Source organism: Snodgrassella alvi wkB2, from assembly GCF_000600005.1.
GTDB lineage: Bacteria > Pseudomonadota > Gammaproteobacteria > Burkholderiales > Neisseriaceae > Snodgrassella > Snodgrassella alvi.
This window is the reverse complement of sequence record NZ_CP007446.1, coordinates 1,659,876-1,675,272: the sequence shown is the minus strand read 5'-3', so window position 1 is coordinate 1,675,272 and position 15,397 is coordinate 1,659,876. Positions and strand designations below refer to the sequence as shown.

At 40.6% G+C, this 15,397-nt stretch carries 11 protein-coding genes; 7 read left to right on the top strand and 4 right to left on the bottom strand.

Going from position 1 to position 15,397, the window contains the following annotated elements:
* Positions 1-1,545 precede the first annotated feature (1,545 nt).
* Both uvrC and SALWKB2_RS07590 read right to left on the bottom strand, forming a co-directional pair.
* Entirely contained in the window at positions 1,546-3,408 is a 1,863-nt protein-coding gene (uvrC, locus tag SALWKB2_RS07595; protein ID WP_025331071.1) for an excinuclease ABC subunit UvrC, read from the bottom strand.
* 104 nt (positions 3,409-3,512) lie between these two features.
* Positions 3,513-3,959 carry a DUF4124 domain-containing protein gene (locus tag SALWKB2_RS07590; RefSeq protein ID WP_025331070.1) on the bottom strand — a complete coding sequence of 149 codons (447 nt, stop codon included), beginning with the start codon at positions 3,957-3,959 and terminating at the stop codon, positions 3,513-3,515.
* A gap of 182 nt (positions 3,960-4,141) precedes the next feature.
* Here SALWKB2_RS07590 and guaB point away from each other — a divergent pair, with 182 nt between their 5' ends.
* The 4 genes from guaB to carB all read left to right on the top strand — a co-directional run bounded on the left by guaB (position 4,142) and on the right by carB (position 11,075).
* The gene (gene guaB, locus SALWKB2_RS07585) at positions 4,142-5,602 is read left to right on the top strand and encodes an IMP dehydrogenase (RefSeq protein ID WP_025331069.1); all 1,461 of its coding nucleotides are present in this window, start codon (positions 4,142-4,144) and stop codon (positions 5,600-5,602) included.
* Positions 5,603-5,909: 307 nt separating this feature from the next.
* Entirely contained in the window at positions 5,910-7,043 is a 1,134-nt protein-coding gene (carA, locus tag SALWKB2_RS07580) for a glutamine-hydrolyzing carbamoyl-phosphate synthase small subunit (protein WP_025331068.1), read from the top strand.
* A gap of 57 nt (positions 7,044-7,100) precedes the next feature.
* A complete protein-coding gene (leuE, locus tag SALWKB2_RS07575) occupies positions 7,101-7,781 on the top strand; it encodes a leucine efflux protein LeuE (RefSeq protein WP_025331067.1) in 681 nt (226 codons plus the stop codon).
* Between the two features lie 72 nt (positions 7,782-7,853).
* Complete coding sequence (gene carB, locus SALWKB2_RS07570; RefSeq protein ID WP_025331066.1) at positions 7,854-11,075, top strand: carbamoyl-phosphate synthase large subunit; 3,222 nt, start codon at positions 7,854-7,856, stop codon at positions 11,073-11,075.
* A gap of 154 nt (positions 11,076-11,229) precedes the next feature.
* On the opposite strand, the gene SALWKB2_RS07565 is transcribed toward carB, so the two are convergent.
* Positions 11,230-12,060 carry a hypothetical protein gene (locus SALWKB2_RS07565; protein ID WP_025331065.1) on the bottom strand — a complete coding sequence of 277 codons (831 nt, stop codon included), beginning with the start codon at positions 12,058-12,060 and terminating at the stop codon, positions 11,230-11,232.
* Positions 12,061-12,158: 98 nt separating this feature from the next.
* Positions 12,159-12,983, bottom strand: a complete 825-nt coding sequence (locus tag SALWKB2_RS07560) for a hypothetical protein (RefSeq protein WP_025331064.1) — start codon at positions 12,981-12,983, stop codon at positions 12,159-12,161.
* Positions 12,984-13,257: 274 nt separating this feature from the next.
* Here SALWKB2_RS07560 and SALWKB2_RS07555 point away from each other — a divergent pair, with 274 nt between their 5' ends.
* The 3 genes from SALWKB2_RS07555 to SALWKB2_RS07545 all read left to right on the top strand — a co-directional run bounded on the left by SALWKB2_RS07555 (position 13,258) and on the right by SALWKB2_RS07545 (position 15,248).
* Positions 13,258-14,010, top strand: coding sequence for a Nif3-like dinuclear metal center hexameric protein (locus SALWKB2_RS07555; RefSeq protein WP_025331063.1), 753 nt, complete (start codon positions 13,258-13,260; stop codon positions 14,008-14,010).
* 158 nt (positions 14,011-14,168) lie between these two features.
* Positions 14,169-14,774 carry a glutathione S-transferase N-terminal domain-containing protein gene (locus SALWKB2_RS07550; RefSeq protein WP_025331062.1) on the top strand — a complete coding sequence of 202 codons (606 nt, stop codon included), beginning with the start codon at positions 14,169-14,171 and terminating at the stop codon, positions 14,772-14,774.
* 24 nt (positions 14,775-14,798) lie between these two features.
* Positions 14,799-15,248 (top strand): ClpXP protease specificity-enhancing factor, encoded by a 450-nt coding sequence (locus SALWKB2_RS07545; RefSeq protein WP_025331061.1) that lies wholly within the window; start codon positions 14,799-14,801, stop codon positions 15,246-15,248.
* Positions 15,249-15,397: the final 149 nt, after the last annotated feature.

Here is a 15,397-nt window from a genome sequence, read left to right as displayed (position 1 = left end):
AAAGATTTAAAAGAAGATAATTGATTTTTGCTGTTGCGAATGAAAATAGTTTTAGTCGTTTTGAACAAAAAAAAGAAGTATAAAAAGAGAATGAAAGTTATTTCCATCAGAGCCAAAACTGACTCTCGTGTAAAAAATTCATTTATATCTCTAAAACCAGTAAGGAGTTGGAGTATAATGAAAAAAACTATTGTAAATATTAAATAGTTAATTAAAAATCTGATCAATTTTCTGCGATTTAAGTAATGCTGAATCATATTTAAATTTTATTGTCAATAAAAATTATTTTATTATATATAAATCTTTTTTAAATTAAATATATTTAAATGTTGTGGTTTGATTTAAATCATATATATAATTGATCATTATATTGATGAGTCAGTTATCTTAATTGCCTTAAATTACAGCGACTGGAAAATAATATTATCTACTGCTGAACTCATTAAAATGTTTAGATTTATCACTAGCTGTTTGTATATTATGAATGACTGTTTAAAAATTAATTCTGGCTCGGGCTATTACATTTCTAATTAAAATGCTGCATTTGGTGCTGATGTTATAAATAATTGAACACGGAATAAGTATATTGATTCTTAATTAAATATATAACGATACAAGTCATCATATTTATTTTGCAGTAAGTATTGAGTGAATTTCATCTGCTTTTTTCCGGAATTAATTAGTTAAAATTTTTATCATTAAGCTGAACGTAAGAAAAGCCATTTGATTATTTTGGCGAAAAATAAAATTAAAAAACAGATAAAGATACAAAAAGAACAGCAGAGAATATTTAACTAAAACAATATCTGTTTGATTATAATAGGCACTTAATAATCTATAACCCAAAATACTGATAAAAAAGGTAATAAGAAATAGTGTGAAATTAAACAGTAAAAATTTAAATGAAAGTGATTGTTTATTTTCAGTTCGGAAAAAATTGCTTTTAAAGCTCTAATAACTATAGAAAATAAAAAATTAATCAGTGCTATTAAACCTAAAAAAAAACTTGCGCCTGATCGTTCACATTCATCATAAAAATAAAATTACTCCAACTGAACACAGTATAAATATAAAATAGCTGACAAATAATATTAAATAATTTCTAGATAATTTTTTATGCAAAGAAATTTGAATTATTTCCGTTTTTTTATTATTTCATTTAACAGATTCAAAGATAATTATATTTATGTATTCTTTTTATGTAAAGAAAAAAAATATTTTAGTTGGATTCTGGGTAAAATTTTCTGCCTTCTGTACGCTGTCTGTAAGCTGGTAACACTGGTAACATTACCGGAAATTATTAATAATATCCGGTATCTCTGGTTTCCAGTCATCAGTATGTAGTTTAATGAAGAGATAAATATTATTTTGACAAATTTCTGAAAATACCCGGTATTATCTAAAGATGATATTTAACACAGGCAGCAATGTTTCAGGCATTCCATAATTGTATATTCAGTATTGTAAATAAAATTTCTGGATATTCCGGTATTGTTTATTGGTAATATTAATAAATCTTATAATAATCAGATTGATATATTTGTACTAATGTAAAGCATCATATATCTTTTCGGCCAGAGCAAGGCTAATACCTTCCGTCTGACTCAGATCATGCACACTGGCAGCAACCACGCCGCGCAAACCCCCAAAACGAGTTAATAGTGCCTGACGCCTTTTGCTGCCAATACCCGGTATGTCGTTGAGTGAAGAAGTGACTCTTGCTTTCGCACGTTTCTGCCGATGGCCGGTAATGGCAAAGCGGTGAGATTCATCCCGGACAGTCTGTAACAAATGCAGAGCTGGATTGTGCGGTTCTACCCTGATATTGCGCTGCTGATGCGGAATAATCAGCTCTTCCAGTCCGGCTTTACGTTCCGGACCTTTGGCAATGCCGACTATCGGAATATGAATACCCAGTTCCTGCCATACATCCAGAGCCATATGTACCTGACCTTTGCCTCCGTCTATGAGCACCAGATCCGGCCACGCACCGATACTGTCATCATTATCTGCCAGTCGTCCGTAGCGACGGGTTAATACTTCGCGCATGGCGGCATAATCATCACCAGCCTTTGCGGTTGTAATGTTGTAGCGACGATATTTGGCAGGCTGCATAGCTTCATCTTCATATACTACACATGAAGCAATAGTAGCTTCGCCCTGAGTATGGCTGATATCAAAACATTCAATCCGGTTGAGATTTTCTGCATCCATATCCAGCAGTTGAGCCAGCGCTTCAATACGGTGTTGCTGGCTATGCTGCTGTAAACGATGCTGTTCAATAGCCATATGTGCATTGCGTTCCGCCATATTCAGCCACACGCGCCGTTCACCTACAGTTTTATGGATAAACTGAATCTGTTTACCGTTTTCGTTGTTCAGTGCTTCACACAGGCTTTTGGGCAGCTGAAAATTACTGATAATGATATCCGGCTTATTTTTACCCAGATAGTGTTGTGCAGCAAATGCCTCTCCATAGTGATTGAGTTTTTCGGCAACACGGTAGCGAGTATCTGGAAAAAAGTTTTTATCCCCGACATGCCGGCCGCCGCGAATGCTAACCCAGTGAATACATACAATATCATTTTCTTCAGCCAGCGCAAGAATATCAATGTCATTGTGACGAGCCTGTTTGCTGTCTATAAATTGCTGAGACTGCATTAGCCCCAGTGCCTGAATCTGATCTCGCACCTGTGCTGCCGTTTCAAAATCCAGCTGTTCAGCAGCATGTTGCATTTTGGTATGCAAAGAAGCAGTCAGCTCACTGGTTTTTCCCTGCAGAAAGCTGATCGCAGCTTTAACACTGCTCTGATAATCTTCAACTGTGATATGCCCTGTACATGGACCGGAACAACGCTTAATCTGATAAAGCAGACAGGCACGGTCGCGATGCTCAAACACACTATCTTCACAAGTACGCAGTCTGAATACTTTCTGTAATGTCTGGATGCTGTTACGTACCGCATAGCCATTAGGATAAGGACCGAAATACTGGTTATTTTTTTTCAGACTGCCGCGGTAATACGCCATTTGCGGGAACTGATGTCCGCTCAGCATCAGATAAGGATAGCTTTTATCATCCCGGAACAGAATATTGTATTTCGGCGATAATGCCTTAATAAAGTTATTTTCCAGAATCAATGCTTCTGTTTCTGAATGAGTGGCTGTAATTTCAATTCGCGCCACTTGTTTCACCATAAGCTGAATCCGGGGCGATAAATCGGTTTTCTGAAAGTAGCTGCTGACACGGCGTTTCAGATTCACTGCTTTGCCCACATATAATACTTTATCATTTGCATCGAGCATGCGGTATACACCCGGCACTAAAGGCAGGTTTTTAAGAAACAGAGCTATATCAAATTTATTACTGTCAGCATTGCTGGATGATGTGGCTGTGGTATTGGTCATAGTAATGGTATATCTGGTTAACAACTATGTATGCAGCCATAAAAAAATCCATAAGCTGCGTAAACAACTTATGGATAAGGAGTAAAATAGTCAAGAGTAAAAATTTATTTACAATTCAGTCGTACATCTTCATCATAACGTTTAATCAGCGCATCGCGATTATTGGTGCGCAGACTGTCAGCCATTTGACGGTTCATCTGCGAAGTTTTGCAGGCGGCTTCACGGTTTTTCTTGTTTTGTTCTTCAATTTTTTTGTTCCGCTCATCTGTCAGCTTGTTCTGTTCTTCAATTTTACGGTTAAGTTTTGCCTGCTGTTCTGCTATTGAATCAGAACTGGCTTCAGCATTAGGCTGAGGTGCGGCTACAGGTGTGGCAACCTGTGTGCGCACATTAAAACGCTGAGTTTTAGCAGGTAAAAGATTAACTGGGGTGTCTGAGTATTCATTTACGCCTTTGTTATCACGCCATGTATATACCTCCACAGCACCTGCTATTAATGTGCTGCCCATCAGTACCATTGCCAGTGACATTTTCAGTATTTTGTGACGCATGTTTACTTTTCCTTGGGTTTGAAAATATATGTTTTGACTATTATACGATAAAAAAAACCAATGTTTGCCAATTGACCGGTTTATGTAAAAGTATATTTTGCGAGTGTGTCGTATATTTGTTAAAATTGCCCGCCAATTCCCTTATCTGAATTTCTTCTCATCCTCTAAAAAGAAGCCCTAAAATGCGTATAGTCGAAAAAGCTTACACTTTTGACGACGTGCTGCTCGTACCTGCTCATTCTGAAGTACTGCCGCGCGACGTTATTCTAAAAACTCCGCTTACCCGCAGGATTCATCTGAATTTACCCCTGGTTTCAGCGGCGATGGATACGGTTACTGAGGCTAAGCTGGCTATTTCCATGGCTCAGGAAGGCGGTATTGGCATTATTCACAAAAACATGAGTGTTGAACGACAGGCACGTGCCGTAGCCAATGTTAAACGATATGAAAGCGGAGTGGTCAAAGATCCGGTAACCATTACACCTGATACGCTGATTGGCGATTTAATTGGTCCCGGGCGTAAATACAAAGTTTCCAGCTTACCGGTACTGGAAAATGGCAAAGTTGTTGGTTTGGTTACTAACCGGGATTTACGTTTTGAACGTAATCTGCAGCAAAAAGTATCCAGTATTATGACTCCGCGTGAGCGTCTGGTTACTGTAAGTGAAACTACCAGTATCGATGATGCCCGTGAATTAATGCATACACATAAAATTGAGCGTGTGCTGGTTGTGAATGAAGACTGGGCGCTGAAAGGTCTGATTACAGTAAAAGACATATTAAAAAACACAGCTTTTCCTAATGCCAATAAAGACAGTGAAGGACGGCTGAGAGTAGGCGCTGCAGTAGGAGTCGGAAAAGACACAGACGAGCGGGTAGCTGCACTGGTACAGGCCGGAGTAGATGTGCTGGTGGTGGATACAGCACATGGACACAGTCAGGGTGTAATAGAACGTGTACGCTGGGTAAAACAGCATTATCCGGATGTAGATGTCATTGGCGGTAATATAGCAACAGCAGCTGCTGCGCGTGATCTGGTTGCAGCCGGAGCGGATGCAGTTAAAGTTGGCATTGGGCCAGGTTCTATCTGTACAACCCGTATAGTAGCCGGTGTAGGTGTGCCGCAGTTAACCGCTATTCATAATGTGGCTACAGAACTTGCCGGTACCGGCGTGCCGCTGATTGCTGACGGTGGTATACGCTTTTCAGGTGATCTGGCTAAAGCACTGGCAGCCGGCGCCTCTGCGGTAATGCTGGGCGGTATGTTCGCCGGTACTGAAGAAGCGCCGGGCGAAATCGAGCTTTATCAGGGACGCTCTTATAAATCCTATCGTGGTATGGGTTCAATGGGAGCCATGAGCCAGGGCTCATCTGACCGCTATTTTCAGGATAATGTCTCCAGCGCTGATAAATATGTGCCAGAGGGCATTGAGGGACGAGTACCTTACAAAGGACCAATCAGCCAAATTATCCATCAGCTCGTTGGCGGATTACGCTCCAGTATGGGCTATCTGGGCTGTAAAACCATTCATGAGATGCATGATAAGGCAGAATTTGTTGAAATTACCGCAGCAGGTATGAGTGAGTCGCATGTACACGATGTGCAAATCACCAAAGAAGCACCGAATTATCATGTACGCTAAAATAATGTTGTAAAATTTGCAGTCAGTCTAAAGGGCAGCCGGCGGGCTGCTCAGCAGATTAATAAAAATTTTCTTTTTTATTTAGTAATATCTGCATTGCCAAAGCAGAGAAGATTAGCTAAAATGCATTGCTTTCATGGCAGTGTCAGATATTATGTCTCTGCCATAATCAAGCACGTAGCTCACGCTTTTTGCGTGAAGTGGCGTGTTTTTTTTTGCCTGCAACTGGTAACTGGAAGCACGATTATTAATCCATAAAAAACAGATTGTCGTTATTGACGGTCTATTAAATACACAGGACTCATCCATGACTACAAGTGCAATTCTGGTGTTGGCTGACGGTTCCGTATTTCATGGTGTCAGCATTGGCGCAGCCGGGCAGGCAGTTGGTGAAGTAGTCTTCAATACTAGCATGACTGGCTATCAGGAAATCCTCACTGATCCGTCTTATACTCAGCAGATGGTGACTCTTACTTATCCGCATATCGGCAATACCGGCATCAATAGTGAAGACACTGAGAGTAAACAAATTTATGCTTCCGGATTAATTATTCGCGACTTACCTTTATTGCACAGTAATTTTCGTGCGCAAGAAAGCCTGTCCGATTATCTGAAACGTCAGCATACTGTGGCAATCGCAGATATTGATACCCGACGCCTTACCCGTTTGCTGCGAGATAAAGGTTCACAGGCCGGCTGTATTCTGACTGGCGCTGATGCAAATAAAGAACAGGCTCTGGAAATTGCACGTGCTTTTGGCAGTATGGCCGGAAAAGATTTGGCACGAGAAGTAAGCTGTTCTGCAAAATATGAATTTACTCAGGGTGAATGGCAGCTGGGGCAGGGTTATGTTCAGCCGCAGGAAGCCGGATATCATGTGGTTGCCTACGATTTCGGGGTAAAAACCAATATTTTGCGTATGCTGAGTGCACGGGGCTGCCGTCTGACTGTGGTTCCTGCTACTACACCGGCAGCTGAAGTACTGGCATTGAATCCTGACGGCGTATTTCTGTCTAACGGACCGGGTGATCCGGAACCCTGTGATTATGCCATTAAAGCTGTACAGGAAATTCTGGCACATAAACTGCCGCTATTCGGTATTTGTCTGGGACATCAGCTGCTTGGTCTGGCCTTAGGGGCGAAAACCCGCAAAATGCCTTTTGGTCATCACGGAGCCAATCATCCGGTACAGGATATGGATACCGGCCGGGTTGTGATTACCAGTCAGAATCATGGTTTTGAAGTAGATGCAGATACTTTACCGGAAAATGTTCGTATTACTCATAAATCGCTGTTTGACGGTTCACTACAAGGTATTAGCATGACCAGTCAGCCGGCTTTTTCATTTCAGGGACATCCGGAAGCCAGTCCGGGCCCGCACGACGTTGCCTACCTTTTTGACCGCTTTATCGAACATATGCAGGCGGCAAATAAAAATTAATTGCGTGATATTACGAACTACATTTATTGAGAATAGTAAAAAAGTACAGGAATCCCCATGTTTGGTATTACTGATCTGGGAACGTATATTGTCGGTGCCATAGCAATTGTTCTGCTGCCGGGACCAAATTCAATGTATTGTCTGGCCATGGCCGGAAAATATGGAGCACGGGCTGCTTATTGTGCGGTTGCCGGAATATTTCTGGGTGACAGTATTTTGATGTTGCTTTCAGCTTCAGGTGCAACATCAATTATCAAAACCATACCTGCATTGTTTTTAATACTGAAACTGGTCGGTGGTTTGTATTTGTTTTATCTGGGCTGGCAGTTGCTGCGTTCAGCTCTTAAGCAATGGAACAGACGTCAGCAGGCTGCTGCAGATGTTTTCAGACAATCATTGTGTGAGCCGGCACAAGCCAGTAAACCGCTTCCGGCACGTCATTACTTTCAGCATGCTTTGCTGCTCAGTTTGTTAAACCCGAAAGCAATTTTGTTTTTTCTGGCTTTTTTTGTTCAGTTTGTTGATCCGCATTACGCACATCCGGCTTATAGTTTTCTACTGCTGGCTATTATTTTGCAAATTTTCAGCCTGACTTATCTAAGCGTACTGATATTCAGTGGTTTATCGCTGGTCAAGTGGTTTCATCACTATCAGCGTCTGGCTGCCGGGGCAGTAGCCACAATCGGGCTGATGTTTATTGCGTTTGCACTGAAATTATGGACGGCAAGTATCGAATGACCGATTGATTGCCAGAAAATCAATCCTGCCGTACCGCTAAATTAACAGATAATTTTTGATAAAGGTATCAGTATGCCTAAGCGCACAGACTTAAAATCTATCCTAATTATTGGTGCCGGTCCTATTGTAATTGGTCAGGCATGCGAGTTTGACTACTCTGGAGCTCAGGCATGCAAGGCATTGCGTGAAGAGGGCTATAAAGTCATTCTGGTTAATTCCAATCCGGCTACGATTATGACAGATCCGGATATGGCTGATGTTACTTACATTGAGCCGATTATGTGGCAGACAGTGGCAAAAATTATTGAAAAAGAACGTCCCGATGCCATTTTGCCAACGATGGGCGGACAAACGGCACTCAACTGTGCCCTTGATCTGGCACATAACGGTATCCTGAAAAAATATCAGGTAGAACTGATTGGTGCATCCGAAGATGCAATTGATAAAGCAGAAGACCGCGGCCGTTTTAAAGAAGCAATGAATAAAATCGGTCTGCATACCCCGAAATCCTTTATTTGCCATAGCATGGAGCAGGCACTGGAGGCACAGGCACAGGTTGGATTTCCTGCATTAATTCGCCCGTCTTTCACCATGGGCGGCAGTGGCGGCGGTATTGCCTACAATAAAGATGAATTTATTACTATTTGTGAACGTGGTTTCGATGCTTCACCTACTCATGAATTACTGGTCGAACAGTCTGTACTGGGTTGGAAAGAATATGAAATGGAAGTGGTGCGTGACCGTGCCGACAATTGCATTATTATCTGTTCAATAGAAAATTTTGATCCGTGCGGCGTACATACCGGTGATTCGATTACAGTAGCTCCGGCACAAACACTGACGGATAAAGAATATCAGCTGATGCGTGATGCCTCTCTGGCAGTGCTGCGTGAAATCGGTGTGGATACCGGTGGCTCTAATGTGCAGTTTGCTGTTAATCCGCAAAACGGCGAAATGATTGTGATTGAAATGAATCCGCGTGTCAGCCGTTCTTCTGCTCTGGCTTCTAAAGCTACCGGTTTTCCGATTGCCAAAATCGCAGCTAAGCTGGCAATAGGCTATACACTGAATGAATTGCAAAATGATATAACCGGCGGACGCACACCAGCTTCCTTTGAGCCTTCCATTGATTATGTGGTAACCAAAGTTCCCCGTTTTGCCTTTGAAAAATTTCCGTCCGCAGATGATCGCCTGACGACACAGATGAAATCAGTCGGGGAAGTAATGGCTATCGGCCGTACATTTCAGGAGTCTGTTCATAAAGCTCTGCGCGGTCTGGAGGTTGGTCTGAGCGGCTTTGATTGCCGCAGCAGTGACCGTGCAGCCATTCAGCGTGAACTGGCTAATCCCGGTCCTGAACGGATACTGTATGTCGCTGATGCATTTCGTGCCGGCTTTTCATTAGAGGAAATCTATACAATTTGTGCTATTGATCCGTGGTTTCTGGCACAGATTGCTGATCTGGTTAGCGAAGAACAGAAACTGACAGCGATCAGACTGGAAGATATCGATTACAATTATCTGCGTAAACTCAAACGCAAAGGTTTTGCTGATAAACGGCTGGCGCAATTGCTTAATCAGGATGAAGCCAGTGTCAGACAGCATCGTTATGCCATGAATCTGCATCCGGTTTTTAAACGCGTAGATACCTGTGCAGCTGAATTTGCGACCGATACTGCCTATCTGTACTCAACTTATGAAGAAGAATGCGAAGCGGAACCGACACAGCGTAAAAAAATTATGATTCTTGGTGGCGGACCAAATCGTATCGGTCAGGGTATTGAGTTTGATTATTGCTGTGTACATGCTGCATTAGCATTGCGCGAATCCGGTTTTGAAACCATTATGGTGAACTGTAATCCTGAAACCGTTTCGACAGATTATGATACTTCTGACAGATTGTATTTCGAGCCGCTTACCCTTGAAGACGTACTGGAAATCTGTCATACCGAACAACCTGACGGTCTCATTGTGCATTATGGCGGTCAGACACCTTTAAAACTGGCTAATGAACTGGTAGCTAATGGTGTCAATATTATCGGTACCTCAGCCGATGCCATTGATGCAGCAGAAGACCGTGAGCGTTTTCAGCAGATTCTGCACAAACTGGGATTGCGTCAGCCGGAAAACCGTACAGCACGTACAGAGGCAGAGGCACTGCAACTGGCTGAAGAAGTTGGTTATCCGCTGGTAGTACGGCCATCTTATGTACTTGGCGGACGAGCTATGCAGGTAGTGCATTCATCTAATGAATTACAAACTTATATGCGCGAAGCTGTACAAGTATCCAATGATAGCCCAGTATTGCTTGATTACTTTCTCAGCCACGCTATTGAAGTAGATGTAGATTGTGTATGTGATGGCAAACAGGTGGTTATCGGCGGCATCATGCAGCATGTGGAACAGGCAGGTGTCCATAGTGGCGATTCAGCATGTTCCATTCCGCCTTATTCGCTAAGTGAAGATATTCAGAATGAAATTCGTCGTCAGACAGCAGCCATGGCAATGGCTTTAGATGTAGTTGGTCTGATGAATGTGCAGTTTGCGGTACAGGATGATATCGTTTACGTACTTGAGGTCAATCCGCGTGCTTCACGTACTGTTCCATTTGTATCTAAAGCCACAAGTGTGTCTCTTGCTAAAATCGGAGCAAGGGTTATGGCCGGTATCTCATTGGCCGAACAGGGTTACACACAAGAAGTTATTCCTGAATTTTTTGCAGTTAAGGAAGCCGTATTTCCTTTTATTAAATTTCCCGGCGTAGATACTATTCTCGGACCCGAAATGCGCTCTACCGGTGAAGTAATGGGTGTCGGTGAAACATTTGCCGAAGCATATTTAAAAGCCCAGCTCGGAGCGGGTGAACGTATGCCGACTATTGGTAAAGTGTTTCTGGCTGTACGTAATGAAGACAAACCTGCTGTTGTTCAGGTGGCAACCAATTTTCAGTCGCTCGGATACGGACTATGTGCCACTCGCGGGACAGCAGCTTTTCTGGCTGAGCACGGAATCAATGTGCAAGTGGTGAATAAGGTAACTGAAGGGCGCCCGCATATTGTGGATGCCATTAAAAACGGTGAGATTGCTCTGGTTGTTAATACTGTCAGCAGTGATGTACAGTCTATTAAAGACAGCCATTCAATCCGCCGTAGTGCACTGAATATGCGTATTCCTTTATATACCACTATCGCAGGTGCTTTAGCGATGAGTGAAGGTGTAAGCCGTTTATCCCGTACTGATGTTTACAGTATTCAGAATTTACATCAGCGCATAAAGACAGCTCTGCAAAACTAATTATTTCAAGATAAAAAGCTGCCGGTTGCATCATTAGTACCGGCAGCTTTTTATCTTAATAATATATTGAAAAATTAATTTTATATGGTGAGGAATTAATAGTTTTAGTGTTTTCTATAATCAAATATCAGCAAGAGTAACTATATGGCTATTCTTAATGATTCTGGTCTGTAACTACTTTACTGTGCTGATGGATATAATCCAGAATACGGTTATTATTCTGAATAAAACCCAGTTGAATTTCCGGATGATCAAGTAAGCTTTCATTGTGCTTATATATTTGAATTAATCCATCAGCAAAATAGTTCTGGCTTACTGGTGGTTTATACTTCCCATGTAGAAATCTCGAGGAATATACAGTGTAAGCAACACTAAACTCTTTATCTAAAACAGAATAAATATCAATTTGATGCGGAAAAGCATTGTATTCATCCTTAACATCAAATGGCCAGAAATCAATTCTTAAATCTTGTTGATTGGTTTCGGATTTATTAATAAACATAGTTTGTTTTCCTGAAATACCAATATAATACAATTCCTGATTATTTTTCTTTTCTTTTAATCGGAATCGGTAATTTTCCCGTTTGAACCAATGATTTCCATATTCCAGTTTTTCTGCTTTTATATTGCGATATAACGGTGCAAAACTGAGGCCTACAACAGGCTTAGAAAAATCAGGACATCGATGAATTGCTTCTTCATCATTGGGAAAACCTGATAAAGTAGGTAAGGCAAATATAACTGCTGCTGCCTTTTGCTCGACTATACCATCAATAATTTTATTTTTTATACTAAAACCAAACATGCAGCGCGGCAGGGTAATCTCCAGTTTTTTACCTGATACTTTTGATGGAATGCGCACAGTAATCTCTGTGGTGTCTGTCATTATCCGTTGTTCCTCCATTTTTTTAATTTTGTCCTGTTCACTGCTGCCATTAAAGCAGCCGGTTAAGCATAAAAGCAGTATACAAAGCCAATATTTCATATTTTTATCCGTAATAATATAATTTTATTAATTTATTTTGCTTTAAGACGTTTGAAATAAAATCTGAAAATTTTAAAAATTTTTAGCTAATGCACTAGCTAATCAACGACTTTACTGTGCTGATGGATATAATCCAGAATACGGTTATTATTCTGAATGAAACCAAGTTGAATTTCCGGGTGATCAAGTAAGCTTTCATTGTGCATATATATTTGAATTAATCCATCAGCAAAATAGTTCTGGCTTACTAGTGGTTTATTCTTCCCATGTAAATATCTTGAAGAATATATCGTATAACTTAAACCAAACTCTTCGTATAATACAGAATGTATATCAGTCTGATGTGGATATGAATCATCTTTATTATTCGAGTCAAAAGGCCAAAATTCAATGCTAATATCTTGTTGACTACGATCAGATTGATTAGCAAATATGGCTAATTTCCTATCAATGCCAGCACGATATAGTGCCAAATTATTTTTTTGTTCTTTAATAGAAAATCTAAAGTATTGCTGTTTTAACCAGTAATTTCCATATTCCAATTCAGTTTTGCCTACTATGGGAAACAATGGGAAAATACCTAATGTTGTAATTGGTTTAGAAAAATCAGGACATTGATAAATTGCTTCTTCATTATTAGGGAAATCGGAAAATGTAGGTAACTGGTACATAATGCTAACAGCAATTTCTTCAACCTTTCCATCAATAATTTGATGTTTCAGATTTGTACCAAAGAAACAGCGAGGAAGTGTAATTTCTAACTTTTTATCCGATACTTTTGACGGAATACGGACAGTAATCTCTGTGGTGTCTGTCATTATCCGTTGTTCCTCCAATTTTTTAATTTTGTCCTGTGCACGATCATTGTTGCTGTTAAGATATCCGCATAAACTTAAAATTAATAACAAAAACAATGTTTTCATTTTGATATTCCAAAAAATCTGCGAGCTTTTAAATTTAGTACTACATTATTTTAATAAATATTAATATAAAATAACATTTATTTGGTTAATCACAAAGCATATAAATATTTTATTTAAAGATAATGATTTTTTATAATTTCATATTCAGTCAGCTGTATTCAGACATTTTCAGCTTTCTCCCTGTGCTTGTTAGTATAATGACTTTATTGAAATAAGAATAAAGCTATGTATTAACAAAGCAGACTGCAATGTTTTGCACGATTAAAGGAAATTTATGGCTTTCAGAAAAGAAATTTTAGGCTGGTGCGCTCAGGAGCTGGCGGTTGCTCAGTTTCGAGATTACAGCCCGAATGGGTTACAGATAGAGGGCAGGGATGAAGTTAGCACTATTGTTTGTGCTGTCACTGCCAGCCAGGCTGCTATTGATTTTGCCGTAAAACAGCAGGCAGATATGCTGCTGGTTCATCATGGTATGTTCTGGAAAAATGAAGCGGCTGTAATTACAGGCTGGAAAAAACGCCGTATTCAGACATTATTAGCCAATAATATTAATCTGGTTGGCTATCATTTACCGCTGGATGCGCATCCGCGCTTAGGGAATAATGTGCAGCTGGCTCAGCGTTTAGGCTGGCAGATTACCGGCTGTGGCGGTGAACAGAATTTAATTCAGTACGGTGCTTTAACCTATGAGCAAACTGCAGAACAGCTGGCTCAGGGGATTGAGCTAGGCCTGAATCACAAACCCATATTGTTATGTGCTGACAAACAACAACCAGTACGCAGGCTGGCCTGGTGTACCGGCGGCGGCCAGAGTTTTTTTCAGCAGGCTATTGATGCCGGGGTTGATGCATTTATTACAGGTGAAATATCCGAACCGCAATACCATCTGGCTCAGGAATGCGGAGTGGTATTCATCGCGGCAGGACATCATGCTACCGAAAGATATGGTATTCAGGCACTTGCCTGTGCATTAGCCAGTGAATTCGGGATTACTCAGCAGTTTTTTGACGAGCCTAATCCGGCTTAAATGAATTTTGTGTGATTAGCGGTAATTTATATAATAAAAATTTTAATAAACATAAACTTAAGCTATTTTTCTGGTAAAAATAGAGTCATTTGTCTATAATTGGATAATTCTTAAACACCACACTGTATTGATTATACAGTAATTCTGGGAAACTAATTATGATGACATTATATGCGGGTATTACTTGCCCGTTTAGTCAGCGTTGCAGCTTTGTGCTTTATGAAAAAGGCATGGATTTTGAAATTAAAGATGTAGACGTTTTCAATAAGCCGGAAGATCTGGCCGTGATGAATCCGTATAATCAGGTTCCTGTTCTGGTTGAACGTGACCTAATTTTATATGAATCCAATATTATTAATGAATATATTGATGAGCGGTTTCCGCATCCGCAGCTAATGCCGGCAGACCCGATTATGCGTGGTCGCGGCCGTCTTGTTTTATATCGTCTGGAAAAAGAACTGTTCAGTCATGTACTGGTGCTGGAAAATCCTGAATCAAGTAATAAGGAAATGAACAAAGCCCGCGAAGCCATTACTCAGGGCTTAACGATGCTGGCTCCTGCATTCACTAAAAACAAATATATTATCGGTGATGATTTCTCCATGATTGATGTGGCGCTGGCTCCGCTTTTGTGGCGTCTGGATCACTATGATATTAAGCTGCCAAAATCAGCTGCGCCATTGCTTAAATATGCGGAACGTATTTTTCAGCGTGAAGCGTTTATTGATGCCTTAACACCTGCCGAGAAAGCGATGCGTCGTTAAATTATCCTGACAAAGGGGAGGACAATGAACAAGCTGAACACCAAACCGTATATTCTGCGGGCACTGTATGAATGGGCGCTGGATAGTGGTTATACACCGCATATTGCTGTATGGGTAAATGATAAAACTCAGGTACCGCTTCAGTATGTAAAAGACAATGAAATTGTGCTTAATATCGGGCCTGTAGCCGCACATAATCTGAATATAGATAATGAATGGGTTAGTTTTTCTGCCCGTTTTGGCGGCGTTTCTCATGATATATGGATTCCGGTTGGTCATGTAATCAGTCTTTTTGCCAGAGAAACTGGTGACGGCATGGGGTTTGATGTAGAACCTCTTACTGAAAACAGTGAACACCCGACAGCAGGCGAGGATAACACCGTATCTGAAAGCCAGCCTTCTGTATCAGAGAGTTTACCTGCAGATGACAGTAATAAATCTGGTGCGAAAAAAGGTTTGAAAATAGTTAAATAACGATTGTTATTAATAGAATATCTTCTTAGCAGATAAGAAGTAATTTGTTTATTGATAAACAAGGCTGAAACTGACTGATGGTTTCAGCCTTTTTAATTTTTTAAGATTCAGACTGATAACATTTTATTCTATTTATACCTAATAAAGTG